Origin of the sequence: Curtobacterium sp. MCLR17_045 (genome assembly GCF_003234405.1) — a bacterium.
Classification (GTDB): domain Bacteria; phylum Actinomycetota; class Actinomycetes; order Actinomycetales; family Microbacteriaceae; genus Curtobacterium; species Curtobacterium flaccumfaciens.
This window is the reverse complement of the sequence record NZ_QKTB01000041.1, coordinates 1-20,575: the sequence shown is the minus strand read 5'-3', so window position 1 is coordinate 20,575 and position 20,575 is coordinate 1. Positions and strand designations below refer to the sequence as shown.

General features: G+C 71.7%; 22 protein-coding genes. 11 read left to right on the top strand and 11 right to left on the bottom strand.

From position 1 onward, the window contains the following. Positions 1-77: 77 nt before the first annotated feature. Together rocD and ddaH are read right to left on the bottom strand one after the other, a co-directional pair. Positions 78-1,307 carry an ornithine--oxo-acid transaminase gene (gene rocD, locus DEJ05_RS16885; RefSeq protein WP_111028730.1) on the bottom strand — a complete coding sequence of 410 codons (1,230 nt, stop codon included), beginning with the start codon at positions 1,305-1,307 and terminating at the stop codon, positions 78-80. Next, complete coding sequence (ddaH, locus tag DEJ05_RS16880; protein ID WP_071245287.1) at positions 1,307-2,215, bottom strand: dimethylargininase; 909 nt, start codon at positions 2,213-2,215, stop codon at positions 1,307-1,309. Before ddaH ends, rocD begins: the two co-directional genes overlap by 1 nt. Before the next feature lie 245 nt (positions 2,216-2,460). Between ddaH and DEJ05_RS16875 the strand changes: the two genes are divergently transcribed. The 8 genes from DEJ05_RS16875 to DEJ05_RS16835 all read left to right on the top strand — a co-directional run bounded on the left by DEJ05_RS16875 (position 2,461) and on the right by DEJ05_RS16835 (position 7,596). Then, positions 2,461-2,898: an Lrp/AsnC family transcriptional regulator gene (locus DEJ05_RS16875; RefSeq protein WP_017887694.1), complete on the top strand. Its 438-nt coding sequence runs from the start codon at positions 2,461-2,463 to the stop codon at positions 2,896-2,898. Positions 2,899-2,908: 10 nt separating this feature from the next. Next, positions 2,909-3,289: a hypothetical protein gene (locus DEJ05_RS16870; protein WP_111111181.1), complete on the top strand. Its 381-nt coding sequence runs from the start codon at positions 2,909-2,911 to the stop codon at positions 3,287-3,289. Positions 3,290-3,292: 3 nt separating this feature from the next. Then, the gene (locus DEJ05_RS16865) at positions 3,293-4,126 is read left to right on the top strand and encodes a nitroreductase family protein (RefSeq protein ID WP_111111179.1); all 834 of its coding nucleotides are present in this window, start codon (positions 3,293-3,295) and stop codon (positions 4,124-4,126) included. Further along, the gene (locus DEJ05_RS16860) at positions 4,123-4,884 is read left to right on the top strand and encodes a YqjF family protein (RefSeq protein ID WP_220037041.1); all 762 of its coding nucleotides are present in this window, start codon (positions 4,123-4,125) and stop codon (positions 4,882-4,884) included. Before DEJ05_RS16865 ends, DEJ05_RS16860 begins: the two co-directional genes overlap by 4 nt. Before the next feature lie 594 nt (positions 4,885-5,478). Next, positions 5,479-6,474: an SDR family oxidoreductase gene (locus tag DEJ05_RS16850; RefSeq protein ID WP_111032426.1), complete on the top strand. Its 996-nt coding sequence runs from the start codon at positions 5,479-5,481 to the stop codon at positions 6,472-6,474. After that, positions 6,471-6,812: a hypothetical protein gene (locus tag DEJ05_RS16845; protein ID WP_111028735.1), complete on the top strand. Its 342-nt coding sequence runs from the start codon at positions 6,471-6,473 to the stop codon at positions 6,810-6,812. Before DEJ05_RS16850 ends, DEJ05_RS16845 begins: the two co-directional genes overlap by 4 nt. A gap of 33 nt (positions 6,813-6,845) precedes the next feature. Next, on the top strand, positions 6,846-7,388 hold the full coding sequence (locus DEJ05_RS16840) for a dihydrofolate reductase family protein (protein WP_111111175.1): 543 nt from the start codon (positions 6,846-6,848) through the stop codon (positions 7,386-7,388). 10 nt (positions 7,389-7,398) lie between these two features. Further along, a complete protein-coding gene (locus tag DEJ05_RS16835) occupies positions 7,399-7,596 on the top strand; it encodes a hypothetical protein (protein ID WP_071404495.1) in 198 nt (65 codons plus the stop codon). A 109-nt stretch (positions 7,597-7,705) separates the two neighbouring features. Here DEJ05_RS16835 and DEJ05_RS16830 read toward each other — a convergent pair whose 3' ends face one another. Continuing rightward, positions 7,706-11,275 (bottom strand): bifunctional proline dehydrogenase/L-glutamate gamma-semialdehyde dehydrogenase, encoded by a 3,570-nt coding sequence (locus tag DEJ05_RS16830; RefSeq protein ID WP_111111173.1) that lies wholly within the window; start codon positions 11,273-11,275, stop codon positions 7,706-7,708. A 128-nt stretch (positions 11,276-11,403) separates the two neighbouring features. On the opposite strand from DEJ05_RS16830, the gene DEJ05_RS16825 reads away from it, so the two are divergent. Beyond that, positions 11,404-11,883 (top strand): MarR family winged helix-turn-helix transcriptional regulator, encoded by a 480-nt coding sequence (locus tag DEJ05_RS16825; protein ID WP_146245132.1) that lies wholly within the window; start codon positions 11,404-11,406, stop codon positions 11,881-11,883. Here DEJ05_RS16825 and DEJ05_RS16820 read toward each other — a convergent pair. The 7 genes from DEJ05_RS16820 to DEJ05_RS16790 form a co-directional block, all read right to left on the bottom strand. Then, positions 11,880-12,587, bottom strand: coding sequence for a zf-HC2 domain-containing protein (locus DEJ05_RS16820; RefSeq protein WP_111111171.1), 708 nt, complete (start codon positions 12,585-12,587; stop codon positions 11,880-11,882). The genes DEJ05_RS16825 and DEJ05_RS16820 overlap by 4 nt on opposite strands. After that, on the bottom strand, positions 12,584-13,099 hold the full coding sequence (locus DEJ05_RS16815; RefSeq protein WP_071404491.1) for a sigma-70 family RNA polymerase sigma factor: 516 nt from the start codon (positions 13,097-13,099) through the stop codon (positions 12,584-12,586). The genes DEJ05_RS16820 and DEJ05_RS16815 overlap by 4 nt, the downstream gene beginning before the upstream one ends. Further along, positions 13,096-13,785, bottom strand: a complete 690-nt coding sequence (locus DEJ05_RS16810; RefSeq protein ID WP_071404490.1) for a YceI family protein — start codon at positions 13,783-13,785, stop codon at positions 13,096-13,098. Before DEJ05_RS16810 ends, DEJ05_RS16815 begins: the two co-directional genes overlap by 4 nt. A 42-nt stretch (positions 13,786-13,827) precedes the next feature. Next, complete coding sequence (locus tag DEJ05_RS16805) at positions 13,828-14,889, bottom strand: TerC family protein (RefSeq protein WP_071404489.1); 1,062 nt, start codon at positions 14,887-14,889, stop codon at positions 13,828-13,830. 161 nt (positions 14,890-15,050) lie between these two features. After that, entirely contained in the window at positions 15,051-15,536 is a 486-nt protein-coding gene (locus DEJ05_RS16800; RefSeq protein WP_111111169.1) for an AAA family ATPase, read from the bottom strand. An 88-nt stretch (positions 15,537-15,624) separates the two neighbouring features. Further along, on the bottom strand, positions 15,625-16,989 hold the full coding sequence (locus DEJ05_RS16795; RefSeq protein WP_111111167.1) for a hypothetical protein: 1,365 nt from the start codon (positions 16,987-16,989) through the stop codon (positions 15,625-15,627). A 52-nt stretch (positions 16,990-17,041) separates the two neighbouring features. Next, positions 17,042-17,374, bottom strand: a complete 333-nt coding sequence (locus tag DEJ05_RS16790) for a hypothetical protein (protein ID WP_111111165.1) — start codon at positions 17,372-17,374, stop codon at positions 17,042-17,044. Positions 17,375-17,446: 72 nt separating this feature from the next. Between DEJ05_RS16790 and DEJ05_RS16785 the strand changes: the two genes are divergently transcribed. After that, positions 17,447-18,304 (top strand): NAD-dependent epimerase/dehydratase family protein, encoded by an 858-nt coding sequence (locus tag DEJ05_RS16785; RefSeq protein WP_111111163.1) that lies wholly within the window; start codon positions 17,447-17,449, stop codon positions 18,302-18,304. Between the two features lie 105 nt (positions 18,305-18,409). On the opposite strand, the gene DEJ05_RS16780 is transcribed toward DEJ05_RS16785, so the two are convergent. Continuing rightward, positions 18,410-19,375, bottom strand: a complete 966-nt coding sequence (locus DEJ05_RS16780; RefSeq protein ID WP_111089424.1) for a DNA-3-methyladenine glycosylase — start codon at positions 19,373-19,375, stop codon at positions 18,410-18,412. A 73-nt stretch (positions 19,376-19,448) separates the two neighbouring features. Here DEJ05_RS16780 and DEJ05_RS16775 point away from each other — a divergent pair, with 73 nt between their 5' ends. Then, on the top strand, positions 19,449-20,477 hold the full coding sequence (locus DEJ05_RS16775; protein WP_071404484.1) for a 6-phosphofructokinase: 1,029 nt from the start codon (positions 19,449-19,451) through the stop codon (positions 20,475-20,477). Positions 20,478-20,575 lie beyond the last annotated feature (98 nt).

The following is a 20,575-nucleotide window of genomic DNA, read 5'->3' as shown; positions in this document are numbered from 1 at the left end:
CAAGACACCGGTGTTCGCGCTCCGCACCGCGGCATGCGGGGGTTCAACGCGCGAACACCGGTGTTTTGCGGATCAGGTCAGGCGCGCGCGGCGAGCACGTCGGCCAGGGTTCCGATCGCGAAGCGCAGCTCGTCGTCGGTGACGACCAGGGGAGGCGCGAAGCGGATCGTCGACCCGTGGGTGTCCTTCACCAGGAGCCCGCGGTCGGCGAGGTCCTTCGAGATCGCCTTGCCCGTGCCGAGCGCGGGGTCGATGTCGATCCCCGCCCAGAGTCCGGCCACCCGGTGCGAGACGACACCCTTGCCGAGCAGGTCGTCGAGCAGGCCGCGCAACAGCGGTTCGCCGTCGAGGGCCCGCTGCTGGAACGTGCCCTCTCCGAGCATCGCCACGACCTCGGCGCCGACGGCTGCGGCGAGCGGGTTGCCGCCGAAGGTCGATCCGTGTTCGCCGGGGCGCAGGACGCCCAGGACATCGCGCGAGCCCACCACCGCGGACACCGGCACGATGCCGCCACCGAGGGCCTTGCCGAGTGTGATCAGGTCGGGACGCACCCCGACGCGCTGCACCGCGAGCGTGTGCCCCGTGCGACCGAGGCCGGACTGGATCTCGTCGGCGATGAACAGCGCACCGAACTCGTCGCAGACCGCCCGGACTTCAGGGAGGTACGACTCCGGCGGGATGACCACGCCGCCCTCACCCTGGATCGGCTCGAGCAGCACGGCGACGACGGTCTCGTCCATCGCCTCGCGCAGGGCCGCAGCGTCGCCGTACGGCACCGTGCGGAAGCCCGGCGTGAACGGCCCGAAGTCATCATGGGCCGAGGGGTCGTCCGAGAACGAGATGATCGTCGTGGTGCGACCGTGGAAGTTCCCGGACGCGACGATGATCGTCGCCCGCTCGGCCGGCACGCCCTTGACGCGGTAGCCCCAGGCGCGGGACACCTTGATCGCGGACTCGACGGCCTCGGCACCGGTGTTCATCGGCAGGACCATCTCGGTCTCCGTCAACGCCGCCAGTGCTGCAGCGAACGGCCCGAGCTGGTCGTTCACGAACGCGCGGCTCGTGAGCGTCACGCGGTCGAGCTGCGCACGTGCGGCGTCGAGCAGCCGCGGGTTGCCGTGACCGAAGTTGACCGCCGAGTACGCGGCGAGGCCGTCCAGGTACTGCTTGCCGTCGACGTCGGTGACGGTCGCTCCGGCACCCGACGCGATGACGACGGGCAGCGGGCTGTAGTTGTGCGCGAGGGCGCGGTCCTCGACGGCGAGCGCCGCCGCGGTGTTGACCCCGAGCGACGCTGCCGCCGACATCAGCTGACCCCGAGCGAACGCGCGACCGAGGTGCCGGTGCCGACCGGGTGCAGGTCGAGCGTGCAGCACTTCACGCCGCCACCGCCGAGCAGCAGCTCGGACAGGTCGACGCCGATCGGGTTGTAGCCCTTCTCGCGCAGCTGCTCGGCGAACCGAACAGCCCGGGCGGCGATCACGACGTTGTACCCGTCGGAGTAGGAGTTCAGGCCGAGGATCGCGGCGTCCTCCTCGGTGGCGATGATCGCGTCCGGGAAGCGCTCGCGCAGGATCGCCAGCGACGGCTCGTCGAAGGCGCTCTCCAGGTACGCGATGTTGCTCGTCCCGTCGACGGCGGGCTCGGGGTCGAGCACGGCGATGGCGGTGTCGAGGTGGTAGAAGCTCGGGTTGATGAGCTTGAGCGTGACGACCTCGCGGCCGTAGATCTTCGCGAGCTCGTCGTGCGAGGTGCTGTCCGACCGGAAGCCGGTGCCGGCGAAGATGGTGTCCCCGATGAGCAGGAAGTCACCCTCGCCCTCGTTGGTCTGCTCCGGCTCGGCGACGGTCAGACCGGCCTGGCGGAACCAGTCCATGTACGCGGGGCCCTCGGGCTGGCGCTCCGGGTACTGGAACTTCGCGCCGTACGCGATGCCGTCGAGGACGAAGCCGCCGTTGGCCGCGTAGACCATGTCCGGCAGGCCGTCGATGGGGTCGATGTACGAGATGTCGAAGCCGAGCTGTTCGTAGACGGCGACGAGCGACTCCCACTGCTCGACGGCCTTCGACGTGTCGGTCGGCTCCTCCGGGTGCATCCACGGGTTGATCCGGTAGCTCACGGTGTAGAAGTCCGGCTTGCACATCAGGATCGTGCGCTTGGTGGCGACACGGGCCGGGGTGGCGACGGACTCGGGGGCGGGTGCGGTGTTCGACATCAGTCCTCCTGGAAGGGACCGGGGCCCGAGCCTGCCAGGAACCGAAACGGAACGAGGAGAAGAGCTCCGGTGAGATGCAGGCTCACTCACCGTAGCGGACCAGGTCGACGCCGAGTCGATCCTTCCATAGACCGTCCGGCAAGTGCAGTACCGGGGCTCTGGCGGCTTGACACCCGTTCGGGTGACGCACGTTTCGTGCGCGAGACCCACCAGCCTCGCAACAAGTCCGCGTACGATGGGGACAAATGGATACGCTCGACCACCGCATCCTGGATCAGCTCCGGGACAACGCCCGCGCCGGCTACGGCGACATCGGGTCGGTGGTCGGACTCTCGGCCTCGGCCGTCAAGCGCCGTGTCGACCGGCTGGTCGGTGACGGCGTCATCCAGGGCTTCACGATCAAGGTCGACCCCGCCGTCGAGGACCGCGGGACCGAGGCCTGGGTCGAGCTCTACTGCCGCGGCACGGTCTCGCCCGACGAGCTGCGTGCCCTGCTCGACACCGTCCCCGAGGTCATCGACGCCGGCACGGTCACCGGCAGCGCCGACGCCGTCGTGCACATGCGCTCGAAGGACCTGTCCGCGCTCGAGGAGGCGCTCGACAAGGTCCGCCTCGCACCCCAGGTCGACCACACCCGCTCCGCGATCGTGCTCTCCAAGCTCGTCAGTCGAGAGACCGCGTAACGTCCCACGCATGGGACGGAAGACGGTCGGGAGGCGCGGATCACCGCCCACGGGATCGCGTCCGGCCCGGCAGCTGGTCACCGCTGCGGGCCTCGCCTACGTCGCGAACTGCCTGTGGGGCACCGCGGTCGCCGTGCGGCTGATCCGCACGAAGAAGCTCCGGGTCGTGCACCACGGGCTGTTCGTCGTGACCGCGACCCTGACCGGCGTCGCCGCGACGACCCCCGCGTGGACGCGCGACCGGACCGCACTGTTCCTGCTGCCGGCACTCGTACCCCTGGCCGTCGCTCCACGCACCAACCCGCGCTCCGGAGCACACTGGAAGGTCGCGGTCGCCGCCGCACCGTCCTACCTGGGGGCCGTGCTCGCTCGCAGGCGATCAGAGAGGTGAGCAGTGGAGCTGTTCGAGGCCATCCGACGACGACGCACGACGAACGGGCCGTTCCTGCCCGATCCGGTGTCGGACGAGCACCAGCGGCTGCTCATGGAGCTCGCCGGCCGGGCGCCGTCGCAGCTCAACAGCCAGCCGTGGCGCTTCGTGCTGATCGAGGAGCGCCAGACGATCGACCGCGTCGCCGAGATCAGCGGCAGGTCGATGACCCGCACCATGGCCGAGGGCACGTTCTTCGAGCGGTACAAGCCGTACTTCCGGTTCTCGAAGGCCGAGATGGACGAGCGGCGCGACGGCATGCTGTTCGACAAGCTCCCCGGGCCGCTGCGGCCGTTCACGAAGCAGGTGTTCACGAAGCGCGGGCAGCTGCTCATGAACACGCTCCGGGTGCCGCAGACCCTGGGTGAGGAGAACCGGAAGCTCGTCGCCGGGTCACCGCTGCTGCTCGGCGTGCTGCTCGACCGCCACGAGTACCGGAAGGAGGAGCTGTCCGGCTTCTACTCGGTGTTCAGCATGGGCGCGGCGATGGAGAACATCTGGCTCGCGACGACCGAGCTCGGCCTGGGGATCCAGTTCGTGTCCTTCCCGATGGAGACCCCCGGCGCGTGGGAGGAGATCGAGAGACTGCTCCGCGTGCCCGAGTCGCTCGAGCTGATGGCCGTCTACCGGATCGGGTACCTGCCCCCGGAACGACGACGTCCGGCCATCGACTGGACGTCGAGCGAGCGGAAGCGTCCCTCGCAGTACGTGTTCCGCGGCACCTGCGACACCCCGCAGCGCGGGTGGGACGACGCACCCGTCGCAGCACACATCGAACCGGAGGCGACCACATCGTGACCGACACCCGACCCACCCAGACCGCTCCGAGCCTCCAGGCCGTCGCCCCCGGCCTGCCGGGCCGCCCCTGGATCTCGCAGGACTGGCTCGACGTCGTCTTCGTGCACTGGCGCGTCGACGTGTCGGCGGTGGCCCCGCTGCTGCCGGCCGGCACGCGGCCCGACACGATGGCGCTCGACGGCACCGACGACGGGGTGACCACCTGGGTGGGCCTCATCGCGTTCCGGTTCGAGGACACCCGGTTCCCGCCGTTCTCGACCGGGAGCATCGGCGACTTCGTCGAGCTGAACGTCCGCGTCTACACGGTCGACGAGCAGGGGCAGCGCGGGGTGGTGTTCCTGTCGCTCGACGCCGGCAAGCTCCTGCCGACCATCGGCGCACGCGTCGCGACCGGGCTGCCGTACCGGTGGGCGGTCGCGGAGTCGCGCAGCGGTCACGGCCGCGTGGGCTACGCGATGCGTCGGCACGGCACCCACCTGCGGTCGATGCTCGACGTCCGGATCGGTGAGGCGCTCGACGAGCCGGGGCCCCTCGAGACGTTCCTGACCGCGCGGTGGGGCATGCACGTGCACCGGGCCGGACGGACGCGGTTCTGGCCGAACGAGCACGAGTCGTGGCCGTTGCACCGGGCCTCGGTGGTGTCGCTGCGGGACGACCTGGTCGGAGCGGCCGGGCTGCCCTTCGGGCTGACGGAGCTCGAGCCGGACTCGGTGCTCTACTCGCCGGGGGTCACGACGCGGTTTGGTCGGGGGCGCTGAGGCCGGACTCCGGCTGCTCTCGCGGGCCCGTGCCGCTGCCCGGAACTGGTGGACGGCCAGCAGCGCCGAGAACAGTGCCGTGACGCCACCGGCGATCCAGGCGGCCCGCAGGGACTCCGGCACGCTCTCCACCGTGAGTCCGGTGACGGCGAGTGCCGCGCACGCGACGGCGACGACGGTGGCGGCCGATGCGCCGACGAGGACACGCGTGACGTGGCTCCGCCACGAGGCCACACGGGTCTGCTCGACGTACGCGCGCCGACCCGTCACGAACAGGGCGACTGCGCCGACGGTCGTCACCACTGCGGCGGACACCCCGACGACGAGCGCCAACGCACCACCGAAGGCGATCCCGACGGCGACGTGTGCGGCGGCGAGGAGCAGCGCGAGGACCGGGTACAGCCAGACCTCGAGCGGCCGGGTCGGTGTGTTGAGCACCCAACCGGGCGGCGCCTCCTCGGCGGGGCCGGCGGTGTCGGGGTCTCGGGTCTCCACCTGGCCATGATGTCCGATCGGTGCGTGCGTGGTTCGGTACGGTGACTTCGGGGGACAGCGGCTGAGTAGTGCACGGCCGGCCGCAGGTACAAGGGAGCCATGACTCGAGTGGCAGTGGTGACCGGTGGATCCGCAGGACTGGGACGGGCGACCGTCCGGGAGCTCGCCGCGCGGGGGTGGGACGTGGCCGTCCTGGCCCGCGGGCAAGAAGGGGTCGACGCCGCCGTCGCCGAGGTCGAGGCCGCCGGGCGCCGCGGGCTGGCCCTGGTCGCCGACGTCTCCGACCGCGACGCCGTCGAAGCCGCGGCCGACCGTGTCGAGCAGGAGCTCGGACCGATCGACCTGTGGGTGAACGGCGTGATGGTCGGGGTGTTCGGGAAGTTCCTCGACACCGCCCCGGAGGACTTCGAGCGGGCGCTGCACGTGACCTACCTCGGCTTCGTGAACGGCACCCGGTCGGCACTGTCGCGGATGGTCCCCCGCGGTCGTGGGCACGTGATCCAGGTCGGCTCGGCGCTCGGGTTCCGCGGGATCCCCCTGCAGGCCGCGTACTGCGGCGCGAAGCACGCGATCGTCGGGTTCACCGAGTCCGTCGTCTCCGAGCTGCGCGAACAGGGCAGCAAGGTCAAGGTGTCCCGCGTGGACATGCCCGCGCTCAACACCATCCAGTTCCAGTGGGTGAAGTCGAAGCTGCCGCACCACCCGCAGCCGGTCGCCCCGATCTACCAGCCCGAGGTCGGCGCTCGCGCCATCGCCGCCGTGGCCGAACGACCGCGCAGCCGCACCTGGGTGGGCGAGTCGACGGTCTACACGATCCTCGGCAACCGGATCAGCGGACGCTTCGCCGACTGGTACGCCGCCAAGACCCTGGTCGACGGGCAGCAGGCGCCGGACAAGGACGGCCTCGAGATGCGGGACAACCTGTACGAGCCGGTGCCGGGCGACCACGGTGCGCACGGGGTCTTCGACGAGTCCGCCCACGCCTGGTCGCCGCAGACCTGGTGGGTGGAGCACCGCCGGGTCGGCAACGGCATCATCGGGGCCGTGCTCGGTGCCGCCGGGGCCGCTGCACTCGTCGCGGGACGCCGACGATGAGCCGCCGGTCGTCTGCCGGCAACGGGACAGCCGTCGTCGAGCTGGCCCGGGCCGGGCTCGGCCTGTGGCACCTGAGCCGTGCGGCCCGAGGGTCGGACCAGGCCGTGCTGCACGGCGTCCTCGGGGTCCGGCAGCTCGCACAGGCCGTCCTCGTCGCGCGGGTGGGTTCCGGCAACGCGCACACCCTGAGTGCCGTCGTGGACGCCCTGCACGGTGCAACGATGGTGCCGCTGGCCGTCGATCCCCGTCGACGCCGGTTCGCGGTCGACCAGCTCTGGATCGCCGCCGTCCTGGCGATCGCAGAGGCAGCGGTCGTCGGTCGCGGAGGGCGCCGCTGAGTCCTGTCGGGGGTGCTCGGTAGCGTCCCCGGCATGAGCACGATCTACTCCGTCGCGTCCTCGCTGGACGGCTTCGTCGCTGCGCCCGACGACGACCTCGACTGGCTGCTGCAGTTCGGGTTCGAGCCGTTCCAGGAGCACCACGACCGGTTCTACGCGGGCGTCGGCGCGATCGCGATGGGGTCGACGACGTACGAGTGGCTGCTCGACCACGACGACACGTGGGCGTACCCGGACCTGGCGACGTGGGTGTTCACGACCCGTGACCTGCCGGTGCCGGACGGCGCCGACGTGCGCTTCGTCTCGGGCGAGGTCGGCGACCACCAGGCCGACCTCGAGCGCGTGGCCGACGGCCGCGACGTCTGGGTCGTCGGCGGCGGACTGCTCGCGGCGCAGTACCAGCAGGCGGGCATCCTCGACGAGCTGCGGGTCACCGTGATGCCGGTAGCGCTCGGCGCCGGAGCACCCCTGCTGCCGGTCGCCGCACCGACCCCGGTGTTCGAACTCGTCGGCACCACGCAGTTCGACGGCGGGGCGGTCGAGCTCCTCTACCGTTCCGCAGCAACCGCGGCGTAGCGTCCGGAGCATGAGCGACAACGAGCAGACCGAGCCCGTCATGGACGGTGCCACCGATGCCACGAACCACGAGAAGCTGCAGGGCCTGATCGAGCAGGTCGACCACGACCACGCCGGTGAGGGTGCCGGCGCGATGGCGGACCACCTGCGCGACCGCATGGACGAGACCGGCGTCGAGGACGAAGAAGCGGGTGACGCCGAGGACTGATCCTCGGGGCACTTCGTGAGCAGAAGAGGTCGGGTTCCCACACGGGACCCGACCTCTTCTGCTCACGAAACGAAACGCACGAAGCGCAACGCGCGCGAAGCGGAAGCGCCTAGACGCGCAACTCGGAGAAGTCGCTGTCGACGTCGCCGAACCGGTGCGCGGTGATCGACACCGACTGCTCGCGCAGGTAGGGCAGCATCTCGATCACGCCGGCCTCGACCACGGGCGCGTCGTGGATCGCGACGTCGATGCTCGCACCCAGGGCTTCCTCGAGGGCGAGCGGGTCACCGCCGAGCAACCGGATCCGGGCACCGGGACCACCGAACGCCGTGTGCGCCGGGCGGTCCTGCCCCTGCGACAGCACGGCCTCGAGCGCGTCGACGGGCTGGTCGTCCTGGTCGGTGGACCAGTCCGCCTGGAACACGGCCCCCGACGACGCGCGGGCGTGGAACTCCTGGTCGGACTCCACCAGGTGGTCGACGACGTCGAGCGGCGACCGGTTCCCCGCCAGCAGCTGCGTGAGCGGGCCGGGTAGCGGGCGAGCCGTGCTGAGCAGGACGTGCGCACGTGCCGAGGTCGCGGCGACGAGCGTCCGGACGAGGTCCACGGTCGAGGCGTCCTCGGCCTGGCGCACGATGACGGACTGGGGTCGGTGGCGCAGCACGTTCCGCTGCACCACGAGCCCGGACAGGTCCCGCGACCGGAAGAGGGTCTCTCGTGCATGCACGTCGCTCAGGGCCCCGGCGCGGACGCGGTCGAACTCCTCGAAGGACAGCCCGCTGCGTGCGGCCTCGATCACCGCGGTGACGCGCGGGGGCAGGCCGTGCAGCTGGATGCTCTTGTGCACGGTGCGGGGCGTGGGCAGCCAGCGGCCGAGCGTCGCGACGTACATGGGCCCGCCGGCCTTGGTGCCGGTGCCGACCGAGGAACCCTTCCAGCCACCGAACGGCTGGCGTCCCACGACGGCACCGGTGATGCCGCGGTTGACGGACAGGTTGCCGGCGCGGACGCGAGCCAGCCACTCGGACACCTCGTCGACGTCGAGCGAGTGGATCCCCGCCGTCAGCCCGAAGTCGGTGCCGTTCTGGATGGCGATGGCCTGCTCGAGGGTCTCGGCGCGCATGATGCCGAGCACCGGGCCGGGGTACTCGGTCTGGTGGAAGTCGCTGCCGGGTCGGACGCCGTCGCGGATCCCCGGCGACCAGAGCCGGCCGGAGTCGTCGACCGCCTCGGGCTGCACGAGCCAGGACTCCCCCGGCCCGAGTTCGGTCAGCCCCTGGCGGAGCGTGCCCTGCGGTTCGGCGATGAGCGGGCCGACCTGCGCCGTGGGGTCGTCGGGCCACGCGACCCGGAGCGTGCGGGTGGCGTCGACGAGCTGCCGCTGGAAGCGCTCGCTCTCCCCCACCGACCCGACCAGGATCACGAGGGACGCCGCCGAGCACTGCTGTCCGGCGTGCCCGAAGGCGGACTGCACGATGTCCTGCACCGCCAGGTCGAGGTCGGCGCTCGGCGTGACGACGATGGCGTTCTTGCCGCTCGTCCCGGCGGTGAGCGGCAGTCCGGCACGCCACCAGCGGAACGAGCGGGCGGTGTCGGACGAGCCGGTCAGGATGATGCGGTCGACCGTGGGGTGGCCGATGAGGTCGCGGCCGAGTTCGTCCTCGGCCAGGTCGACGAGCTGCAGCAGCGAGTGCGGCACCCCGGCGTCCCAGAGCACGTCGGCGAGTACGGCGCCCGAGCGCTTGGCCTCGGGCGCGGGCTTGAGCACGACACCGCTGCCCGCGGCGAGCGCCGCCAGCACGCCACCGGCGGGGATCGCGACGGGGGAGCTCCACGGCGGCACGACGACGGTCAGCCGCGGCGGCACGTACTGCGCGCCCTCGATGTCACCGAGGCGGCGGGCGCTCTCGGCGTAGTAGTGGGCGGCGTCGACGGCCTCGGTCACCTCGGCGTCGGCCTCGGCGAAGGTCGTGCCCGTCTCGGCGGCCATCACCTCGATCAGGTCGGCACGGCGGGTCTCGAGTTCGTGCCCGATGAGGTCGAGGAGCTCGGCACGGTCGGACGGGTCCTGCCGCCCCCAGTTCACGCCGGCCTGGGCGGTGCGCGCCATGATCCGCTCGAGCTTGGAGCGGTCGGCGACCTTCGCACCGCGGATCGTCTGCGCGCCGAGCTGCGAGCGCGGCACCCGGCGCAGGACGTCGAGCGCCCAGGCGCGGTTCGCGGCGATGGACGGGTCGGTGTCGGGGGCGTTGCGGAACGCGTCGCGCAGGACGGGTTCGCCGAGGGCACGGTGACGGTCCTGCGTGCGGTGGGTGGCGGGGACGGGCTCGTCGAGTGCGGCGACGGACGCCAGGAACCGGCTGTGCTCCCGCTCGAAGACGCTGGCGTCGTGGTCGATGTCGGACGCGGCGGCGATGAAGTTCTCGGGGCTCGCGCTCTCCTGCAGGCGACGGGCCAGGTACGCGATGGCCGAGTCGAACTCGTCCGGCTGCACGACGGGCGTGTAGAGCAGGATCTGCCCGACGTCGGCCCGGACGGCCTGGGCGTGGGTGGACGCCATGCCGAGCAGCATCTCGACGTCGACGGCGTCGGTGACCCCGCGGCGCTGGGCGAGCACCCACGCGGTGGCGAGGTCGAACAGGTTGTGCCCGGCGACCCCGATCCGCACGGCGTCGGTGCGCTCGGGCGTCAGTGCGGCGTCGAGCAGCCGGAGGTAGGCGGTGTCGGTCTCGCGCTTGCTGTCCCAGGTGGCGAGGGGCCACCCGTGCAGGATCGCGTCGACGTGCTCCATGGCGAGGTTCGCGCCCTTGACGAGCCGTACCGTGATCGGGGCACCGCCGCGCGCCCGGCGTTCCTGCGCCCACGCGGTCAGCGCGTCGAGTGCTCCCGCTGCGTCGGGCAGGTAGGCCTGCAGCACGATGCCGGCCGGCAGGTCGGCGAACTCGTCACGGTCGAGCAGCGCCCGGAACACGGCGAGGGTGACGTCGAGGTCGCGGTACTCCTCGATGTCGAGGTTGATGAACTTGGCGGGGCGTCCCGAGGCTGTCGGTGCCGCGGCCAGGCGGTAGAGCGGGACGAGCCGGTCGACGACGCGCTCGACGGTCTGGTCGAAGGCCCACGGCGAGGTCTGCGGCACGACGGCGCTCACCTTGATCGACACGTGGTCGACGTCGTCGCGGGCGAGCAGGTCCATGGTGCCCTGCAGGCGTCGGTCGCTCTCGGCGCTGCCGAGGACGGCTTCGCCGAGCAGGTTCACGTTCAGTCGCGTCCCCGGACCGCGGACCTTGGCGAGGGCCGGGCCGAGCTTGCTCGTGCTCGCGTCGATGACCAGGTGCCCGGTCATCCGGCGCAGGATCCGGCGCGCGGTCGGGATCACGGCCCAGGGCGCCATGGTGGCGAACCCACCGCCGAGCGTCACCGCCCCGCGCAGGTACCAGGCGAGGAAGTCGGGGACGTCGCGGCTCAGCTGCTCGAGGTTCCGTGCCGCCACCCGGGGGTCTTCGGGGCGGATGACCTTGTCCACGAACCCCCGCGTGAAGTCGAGGCCCTGCTCGTCGCGCAGGACCTCGGCCAGACGGACCGCGCCCGGGTCGGGCTTCACCCCGGCGGACGCCGCCAGCCACCGGCGCACGAGCGCGACGGCGTCATCGGTGGTGTCCTGGAGGCGAGCGCTCGGCATCCCCCGATCGTATGCCGCACGTCCGACGCGACCTCGGAGCACGCCGTACGTCGGCCAGGAGTCATCCGAGCGGATGAAAGGGCTCACGGCGCGGTCCGATCGTCCGCCCGGTGGATACGCTGGTCGGCATGTCGACGGAGGGCAACGGTGGCCACGACTGGGCCACCTGGGACGCGTACCACGACGCCTGGCGACGACTCGACCGGGCGCTCGACCGGGCCGTCCAGGCGGGCGCCGGGATCTCCGTCCCCGAGTTCGAGATCCTGATCGGCCTGCACCGCGACCCCGACCACCGTCTGCGCGTCCGGGACATCGCCGCGGGCATCGGCTGGGAGAAGTCGCGCGTCAGCCACCAGGTCACGCGGATGGTCTCCCGCGGCCTGGTCGAGCGGGCGGACTGCCCGAGCGACGCCCGCGGCAGCTGGGTGGTGATGACCGCGGACGGCCGTCGCGCGGTGCTCGCCGGCATCCGCGCACACACCGGTGCGCTCGAGGACCTGTTCTGGAGGCCCGTGGGGACCGACGCCGCGACGCTGCGGTCCGTGAGTGCGCGCGTCCAGGACGCCATCGGCCCCGACGACGCCTCGGACGAGGCCGACGTCGGCTAGAGCGTGACGACGGCGAGCGCGCCGCGCTCACCGCGCAGCCGGACCTGCACGCTCTTGATCTCGTCCCGCGGGATGTCCGTCGACGCCGACAGTCCGCGCGCATCGGCACCGGCAGCCGTCCACGAGCCCACGGTCTGCGTCGAGCCGTCGGTCCGGACGACCACCAGGTCGTAGAGGATCGAGCCGTCCGGCGACCACTCCTTGCCGCCGTACGAGCACCCCCAGTCGAAGCGGGTGCCCCACTGCTCGCCGCTGATGGCGAGCTGGACGTCGAGTCCCTGCACGCCGGTCATGTCGTAGCGGTCGGCGGTGGCGGCTGCGGTCGGAGCGGCACCGGCCTGCACCGTGGTGCGCTCCCCCGCGGCGCCGACCGCGAGCCCGCCCAGGACGGCGGCGACCACCGCGAGCCCCGCGGTTGCGGCGACCCAGACCCGGCGACGGCGGCGACGGTGTCGGACGCGGTGCGCGACGGAGGCGAGGTCGCTCTCGGAACGGGTGTCGGGCCTCCCGTCCGGTTCTGCGATCTCGATCGCCTGGTCGGCCGGCAGCTTGCCGAGCAGTCCCGGCAGACCGACCAGCTCCGCGACGGCGGCCGCACAGCGGTCGCAGTTCTCGAGGTGCCGTTCGTACTCCAGGCGCTCGCTCGCCGGGAGCGACCCGAGGACGTACGCCGCATCCCACTCCGCGTACTTGTCGTCACTCATCGGGTCACTCCTCGTTCCTGCAGTGCGAGCCGCAGGGCTCGCAGCCCGTAGTGCAACCGCGACTTGGCGGTGCCCTCCGGGATGTCGTGTCGTCGTGCGATCTCCGGCACCGTGTGCCCGAGCCAGTACGCGTCCACCACCACGCGACGGTGGTCCGGGCTCAGCGACGCGAGTGCGTCGGCGACCACGATCCGGTCCAGCACGGCGTCCGTGCTGTCCGACTCGATCCGTTCGACCTGGTGCTCAGTGCCGTGCTCACGGCGGTTGCGGGCCGACCGCGCGTCGTCGACCACCAGGTTGCGCGCCACCGTGAAGAGCCACGCCCGTGCACTGTCGGGTGCCCGCTCGAGCACGGCCGGGCGCTGCCAGGCGCGGACCATCGTCTCCTGCACGACGTCCTCGACCGTCGAGCCGTCCCGCGTGAGGTGCCGGACGTACCGCGTGAGCGCGTCACCGTGCTCGCGGTACAGCGTCGCGAGCAGCTCGTCCGCGGAACGACTCGTCACGGTCACTTCCCGAGGTCGAGGGAGAACTCGACGGAGCCCTTCCCGTCCACGGTGACGAAGCCGAGCGACGGGGCCTTCACGCCGTAGTCGGCGAAGGTGATCGGCACGGTGCCGGCGACCTGGACGGTCCCGCCCTTGCCGACCGCGACCTGGGCGTCGGCCGTGACCGGCTTCTCGACGCCGTGCAGGTCCATCGTGCCGGTCAGGGTGACGTCCTGCGTGGAGCCGTCGAGCGCCTTCGTGACGTCGACGGGCTTCGTCAGCTCGAACGTCGCCGTCGGGTACTTGTCGGTCTGCAGCGCGGTGGAACGGAAGTACTCGTCGCGGGCGGCTTCGGGGGTGCTGATCTTGCCGACCTGCACGGTGACGGACGCCTTGGTGAGGGAGCCGCCGTCGACGACGGCGGTGCCCTTGACGTCCTTCGTGCGACCGACCACGTTCACATCATTCCCCTGCAGGACCTCGTGCACCCGGTACCCGGCGTACGAGCTGCTCTTGCTGGTCCAGGTGCCGTCGGCGTCCTTCGCGTCGAGGGTGCCGGACGAGGACGCCGACAGCGAGGGTGCTGCGGCGGCCTGGCCGTTGACGGTGTTCGCGTAGATGACCGGGCCGGCGATGACGGCTGCTGCCGCCACGACGACGACGCCGGCGGAGATCCCGATGATGACCTTGGTTCGTTTGCGGAGTGCCATACCCAGACGACGAGGCAGCCGGGCGGATCGTTCAAACGGGTTTCAGTCGGAGGTGCGGGCGCGGTCCTGGTCGGCGCGGTCCCGGTCGGACCGGTCGTCGTCCGCCGCTGTGTCGTCCGCGGTCACGGCGTCGGCGGGGGTCTCCCCGCGCATCCGCACGAGGCTCGCCAGGGTCGACACGGCCATCGCGGCGACGATCACCAGCAGGGACACCCACGTGTTGATCTCCGGCGCCCACTCGATGTGGTGGCCGCCGTTCAGGAACGGCAGCTCGTTGTCGTGCAGCGCGTGCAGGACGAGCTTCACGCCGATGAAGGCCAGGATCACGGCGATGCCGTACTTCAGGTAGACCAGGCGCTCGAGCAGTCCGCCCAGCAGGAAGTAGAGCTGGCGCAGGCCCATCAGCGCGAAGACGTTCGCGGTGAACACGATGAAGGGGCTCTCGGTGATGCCGAAGATCGCCGGGATCGAGTCGAGCGCGAACAACAGGTCCGTGGTGCCGATCGCGATGAGCACGATGAGCAGCGGCGTGAAGTGCCGGACACCGTCGTGGTGGGTGCGGAACTTCATGCCGTCGTACGTGTCGGTGAGACGGACCCGGCGGCGGAGCAGCCGGACGATGAAGGTGTCCTTCTGGTCGTCCTCGTCCTCGCCGCGGAGCTGCTGGATCGCCGTCCAGATCAGCCAGGCGCCGAAGATGTAGAAGATCCACGAGAAGTTCTCGATGAGCTGCGCGCCGACCAGGATGAAGATGCCGCGGAGCACGAGCGCGATGATGATGCCCAGCAGCAGCACCTCCTGCTGGATCTTCTTCGGCACCGAGAAGCGCGCCATGATGATGACGAACACGAACAGGTTGTCGATGCTCAGGCTGTACTCGGTCAGCCAGCCCGCCAGGAACTGCCCGGCGGAGTCGCCACCGGCGAAGACCAGCATGAGCACCGCGAAGATCAGTGCCAGCCCGACGTAGATGCCCACCCAGATGCCGGATTCGCGCAGCGTCGGCACGTGCGGGCGACGCGCGACGATGAGCAGGTCGGCGAGCAGGATCGCGACCAGGGCGATCATCGAGCCGACTTCGAACACGACGGGGAGCTCGGGCATGCGGAGCCTTCCTTGCTGGTGGTGGGGCGGGCAGCTTCGTGAGCGACCCGCACCAGTCTCCGGCATGATCCGGGCGGTGGCGAACCCGGGGGCTGCGTGCGGCGGACAGAGCCGTGCTGTCAGCGCGCTGACGTCACCGCGTCCGCGACGGCCCGGGCCACCTAGGTGGCGGGGACCTCGGTCGCGTCGATGACCTCTGCCTCGGCGTGCAGCCAGCCGCGAGCCGCCTCGGCGTAGGCGTCGACGTACGCGAACCGGAACGTGGACGGTCCCACGATCGGGTCGTTCTGGATCCGGTCGCGGAGCGTCGACTCGTCGACGTGCAGCACGAAGTGCCGGACCGGGATGCCGTGGTCCGCGAGCCCCGCGGCGATCTCACGCCAGTACGCCTCGACCAGGACCGTCATCGGCATGATGAGCGGCCCGCCCACGTAGTCGTGCACCCGGCGAGCGGTCTCGACCACGAGCGGCCGCCACGGGTCCCAGTGCTGGAAGTTGTCGCTCTCCGGCAGCCCCGGCGTGACGTCCATCAACACCTCGCCGACCTTCTCGGCATCGAGGATCCGCGAGCCGGGCAGCAGCGGCTGGAGCAGTCGGCTCGTCGTGGTCTTGCCCGCCCCGTGTGTTCCGTTCAACCAGACGATCACACCAGGACCCTAGCCGCCGACCACCCCGAGGGGCGGTCGGCGGCTGGGGTGGCCGGGCAGTCAGCGGTTCGGCCGGTCGGTCGGCCTGTCAGCGACCGCTGAGGTCGTACGGGGCCACCGTCGAGTCGACCGTCGTCAGGTACCCACCCCCGGCGAGCGCCGTGGGCAGCGTGATGGTGCGGAGCACGGAGGGCTTCGCACCGGTGGTGTCGATCTGGGTGATCTTCCCCTCGTCGCCCCGTGTCACGAACACGCTGCGGCCGTCCTCGGTCGCCGCGGTGAACCGCACCGACGCCCCGGTGGCCGGCTGTCCGGCGACGGGCCCCTTGCGGAGCGGCGTGAGCGCGACCGAGGTCGTCGGGCCGGAGTAGACACCGTCGGCCTGCTTCCGCACCAGGACGAGCGAGTCCCCGGTACCCGACGTCAGCGCGACGGCGGCGAACCGGGCGGTGACGGCGACCCGGGTGAAGGACCCGGTGCCGAGCTCGACGCTGCTGATCCCGCTGGACGCCGTGGACGAGGTGGTCAGGTACGCGGGGACGGCGTTCCACGGGGTACCGGCAGCCGTGCTGCCGGCCTGGGTGCCGACCACGGTCGTCCCGTCCGGTGCCATGCGGGGGCGGTAGCTCTGCACGCTCGGCTTCGGGTACGCGACGGACCGGGAGCCCGTGAAGCCGGTCCGCGTCACCCGCACGGTCTGCACGCCGGCGGCGAGGTCGGAGCCGATCACCGTCCCGGTGGCGTTGACGATCGGGCCGTGCGGGTACGCGCCGAGGGGCGTGGTCGCGACGGGGCGCGGGTGCGTCGCACCGCGCATGATCGCGGAGACGGAGTAGGCGTCGAGGCGTCCGCCCGCGGTGACGACCAGGCGCAGGGGGCTGCCGACCAGGAACGTCTCGACCTCTTCGGTGCCGCGCTTGCCCGTCGTGGCGAGCTGCACCGCCGAGGTGTCGATCCGGGCGGTGCGCTCCGTCTTCCGCCGCAGGTCGATGACCGTGACCCGCTGTCGCTCGGAGCCGTCGAAGTCGGAGCCGACCGCCAGGTGCCGGCGTGCGGTGTCGGTCGACAGCCAGCCGGCACGCGCCCAGCGCTTGTCGGCGTTGGGGATCGCGTAGTGCTGGGCGATGTGCGCCGTGCCGCGGGGGCCGATGGCGAGGACGTCGAGCTGCGGCTTCGACTCGTCCATGAACGCGATCTGCCCGTGGCCGAGCTGCACGGAGCCCGCGTGGGTGCCGAACTCGATCCCGCTCAGGGTGGCGGTCCGCCGACCGGTCACGGCGTCGTTGACGTACACGCGCTTCGCCGTCGGGTCAGCCGTGACGAGCCAGCTGTGGTGGGCGGTCCGCGTCACGGCGGGTGCAGCCGACGCGGGGACGGCGATCGCGGTGGCGACGAGGGGGACGAGCCCCGCGAGGACGAGGGCGGGGAGGAGACGTGGAGGTCGAGCGGACATGGGGCTCCTGGGGTGCAGTGTCGGATGGCGGTCGTCTAGACGATAACCGTTCTCATCTAGACGAGACGCTCCAGAACTGTACGAAGACGCTCAGCATCCCGACGAAGGGGATGGCCCCCACGGCTACCGACAGGGCAGCGAAGCAGATCGCCGGCGTCCTGGCCTCGAGTCCGCGGAGCCGCACCGCCGCGACGAGCGCGCCGACGGCGAACGGGAACGTCACGAGGACGGCGTACATCGGCCACGACAACGGCGCCCACGACTCCGCGCTCTCCCCCTCGGCTCCGACGGAGACGATCGAGCCGGCGACGACGAGCACGATCTCGACGACCGGGGGCAGGGCGATCGCCACGTCGCGCACCACCCGTCGCCGCTGCCGCCCCATGCGCCGACCCTAGTGATCTGCGATGTGCGTGCTTCCCCGCCTACCACCAACCGGCCGTGCCAGGGTCGAGCCGTGCACAACTCCACGACAGTCGTCATCGCCGGATGCGGCGACCTCGGGACCGAAGCCGGCCTGCGCTTCGCCGACCAGGGCCACCGCGTGATCGGACTCCGCCGCCGTGCCGAGCTGGTCCCCGTACCGATCACCGGCCGGAGCGTCGACCTGCGCCACGAGGTCCCCGAGATCCCCGCCGACACGAGCGTCGTCGTCGTGGCCTTCGCGGCCGGCAGCCGCGACGTCGACGAGTACCGCGCCACCTACGTCGACGGCCTGCGCAACGTGCTCGACGGCATCGACGCCTCGGAGGCCGACCCACGGGTGCTCGTCGTGTCCTCGACCGCCGTGTACGACGTCTCGGACGGCAGCGAAGTCACCGAGGAGACCCCGGCGCGCGGTGCGACCCCGACCGCCGAGGTCCTGGTCGAGGCGGAGGTCCTGCTGCGCGAGCGCGCTCCCGGCGCCGTGCTGGTCCGGCTGTCGGGCGTCTACGGCCCCGGCCGCGAGCGACTGATCGAACAGGTCCGGTCCGGTGCCGCACGGCTGGCACCGGGGACCTCACCGCACACCAACCGCATCCACCGCGACGACGCCGCCGCCGCACTCGTGCACCTGGCGGCGCTGCCGGACCCGGCACCGCTCTACCTGGGCACGGACGACGAGCCGAGCCGACTGGACGACGTGCTGCGGTTCCTGGCCGACGAACTCCACGTCGCCGAGCCGTCGACGGGCGACGGTGACGCGCGGCAGGCCGGCGGCGACAAGCGCCTGTCGAACGCGCTCCTCCGGTCGACGGGATGGACACCCCAGTACCCGACGTTCCGCGAGGGGTACCGCGCCGTGCTGGCGGGCGCGGGCACACGCCACCCCTGACGCCCCGCGAGACACCGGTGTTCGCACTCCGAACACGCACGTGCCGGTGTGCAATGCGCGAACACCGGTGTTTTGCGGACCCACACACCCGCCCGACAGACGCGCTCAGTGTCCGCGGTGGTCCTGGATCGTGATCCGCGGCCCGAACGCGGGCTTCCGGAAGCCGGAGCCACCGATCAACCGCACGACCCGCTCCCGGTGCCCGCGCCAGGGTTCGAGCAACTCGAGCATCCCGTCGTCGTCGACCGGGGCACCGGTGAGCGCCCACCCGACGAGCGCCGGCACGTGGAAGTCCCCCACGCTCGGCGAGTCCGGGTCGCCGTGGGAGCGCTGCGCGGTCTCGGCGGCGGTCCACCGCCCCACCCCGGGGATCGACTGCAGCTTCGTGGAGACGACCTCGCCACCGCGCCCGTGCGCCAGGGTCCGTTCGAGTGCCGGCGCGAGCTTCACGGCGCGCATCACGGTGGCCGAGCGCCCCGGTTCGATGCCGGCCCGGTGCCACTCCCAGCTCGGGATCCGCGCCCACGTCCGAGCGTCCGGCGGCACCATCATGCCCGCGGGTGCCGGACCGGGCGCCGGGGTGCCGTGCCGACGGAGCAGGTACCGCCACGCGCCCCACGCCTGCCGCGAGGTCACCTTCTGCTCCATGATCGCCGGGACGAGCATCGCGACGACGGTGTTCGTGCGGAGCAGCCGGAGCCCGGGCTGCCGGTGTCGTGCCGCGGCGAGGAACTCGTTGCCGGAGACGTCGAACGACGACCAGTCGTCGCCGCGTCCGAGCAGATCGGGGGCGTGCTCGACCGCCCACGACGCACCGCTCCCCCACGCCGACACCGCGATGGTGTCGCCGGCCCGCCGGATCGCCACGGAAGCGGGACCGGAGGGCGTGCGCAGCGCGAGCCACACGACGCCGCCGACCACCTGGAAGGCCGGGTCGCCGGAGCCGCGCTGCAGGGGCCGCAGGGTCGACGCGACGTCCACCGCGCCTCCAGGCCGGTACACCGTGTCGACGCGAGACGCGTCACCGGACGCACCAGCGGCGTCGACGGCGGCGGAAGCGAGCAGGGACACACGGGGATGGTAATGCGGAACCACCGTCAGTCATGATGGGCACTGATCCCCACCACCCGACGACGGAGTTCTCATGCGCATCGGCATCCTCACCTCCGGAGGCGACTGCCCCGGCCTGAACGCGGTCATCCGCGCGATCGTCCTGAAGGGCATCGCCATCTACGGACACGACTTCGTCGGCTTCCGCGACGGGTGGCGCGGGGTGGTCGACGGCGACATCGTCCCGCTCGGCCGCAAGGACATCCAGGGCATCGCGAAGCAGGGCGGCACGATCCTCGGCACCAGCCGCACGAACCCGTTCGAGGGCCCCAACGGCGGGTTCGAGAACATCTCCGCGACCCTGCAGCGGCACGGGATCGACGCGATCGTCGCGATCGGCGGCGAGGGCACCCTTGCCGCCGCGAAGCGCCTGACCGACGCCGGCCTGCAGATCGTGGGCGTGCCGAAGACGGTCGACAACGACCTGGGCGCGACCGACTACACGTTCGGCTTCGACACCGCCGTCGCCATCGCGACCGAGGCCATGGACCGCCTGCGCACCACCGGTGAGTCGCACTCGCGGTGCATGGTCGCCGAGGTGATGGGCCGGCACGTGGGCTGGATCGCGCTGCACTCCGGCATGGCCGCGGGCGCGCACGCGATCCTCATCCCGGAGCAGAAGACGAGCATGGAACAGATCGCGAAGTGGGTGCGGGCCGCCTACGACCGCGGTCGCGCGCCGCTCGTGGTCGTGGCCGAGGGCTTCGTCCCCGACCACGAGGACACCGCGCACACCGAGCGCGGGCTCGACGCCTTCGGGCGGCCGCGGCTCGGTGGCATCGGCGAGCGCCTCGCGCCGCTCATCGAGGAGATGACGGGCATCGAGACGCGGGCCACGACCCTCGGGCACATCCAGCGCGGTGGCACGCCGACCGCGTACGACCGGGTGCTGTCGACCCGGCTCGGGCTGGCGGCGATCGACTCGGTCGTCGAGGAGCGCTGGGGCCGGATGGTGGCGCTGCGCGGCACCGAGATCGAGCACGTCTCGTTCGAGGAGGCGCTCGGGGAGCTCAAGACGGTGCCGCAGGCGCGGTTCGACGAGGCCGCCATCATGTTCGGCTGAGTGGGGCGGTCGCGCGGGTCGCGGTGACCCAGTCCTCGAAGGTCGGGGTGGCGACGCGGGTGTACCGGTTCGCCTCCATCTCGACCAGGCCGATGTCG

Coding starts and splice junctions, on each gene's coding strand:
- DEJ05_RS16850 (WP_111032426.1), top strand. CDS start 5,479: ATGACTCGAGTGGCAGTGGTGACCGGTGGATCCGCAGGACTGGGACGG.
- DEJ05_RS16805 (WP_071404489.1), bottom strand. CDS start 14,889: ATGCCCGAGCTCCCCGTCGTGTTCGAAGTCGGCTCGATGATCGCCCTG.
- DEJ05_RS16875 (WP_017887694.1), top strand. CDS start 2,461: ATGGATACGCTCGACCACCGCATCCTGGATCAGCTCCGGGACAACGCC.
- DEJ05_RS16795 (WP_111111167.1), bottom strand. CDS start 16,989: ATGTCCGCTCGACCTCCACGTCTCCTCCCCGCCCTCGTCCTCGCGGGG.
- DEJ05_RS16870 (WP_111111181.1), top strand. CDS start 2,909: ATGGGACGGAAGACGGTCGGGAGGCGCGGATCACCGCCCACGGGATCG.
- DEJ05_RS16845 (WP_111028735.1), top strand. CDS start 6,471: ATGAGCCGCCGGTCGTCTGCCGGCAACGGGACAGCCGTCGTCGAGCTG.
- DEJ05_RS16835 (WP_071404495.1), top strand. CDS start 7,399: ATGAGCGACAACGAGCAGACCGAGCCCGTCATGGACGGTGCCACCGAT.
- DEJ05_RS16775 (WP_071404484.1), top strand. CDS start 19,449: ATGCGCATCGGCATCCTCACCTCCGGAGGCGACTGCCCCGGCCTGAAC.
- rocD (WP_111028730.1), bottom strand. CDS start 1,307: ATGTCGGCGGCAGCGTCGCTCGGGGTCAACACCGCGGCGGCGCTCGCC.
- DEJ05_RS16790 (WP_111111165.1), bottom strand. CDS start 17,374: ATGGGGCGGCAGCGGCGACGGGTGGTGCGCGACGTGGCGATCGCCCTG.
- ddaH (WP_071245287.1), bottom strand. CDS start 2,215: ATGTCGAACACCGCACCCGCCCCCGAGTCCGTCGCCACCCCGGCCCGT.
- DEJ05_RS16810 (WP_071404490.1), bottom strand. CDS start 13,785: ATGGCACTCCGCAAACGAACCAAGGTCATCATCGGGATCTCCGCCGGC.
- DEJ05_RS16840 (WP_111111175.1), top strand. CDS start 6,846: ATGAGCACGATCTACTCCGTCGCGTCCTCGCTGGACGGCTTCGTCGCT.
- DEJ05_RS16820 (WP_111111171.1), bottom strand. CDS start 12,587: ATGAGTGACGACAAGTACGCGGAGTGGGATGCGGCGTACGTCCTCGGG.
- DEJ05_RS16825 (WP_146245132.1), top strand. CDS start 11,404: ATGTCGACGGAGGGCAACGGTGGCCACGACTGGGCCACCTGGGACGCG.
- DEJ05_RS16830 (WP_111111173.1), bottom strand. CDS start 11,275: ATGCCGAGCGCTCGCCTCCAGGACACCACCGATGACGCCGTCGCGCTC.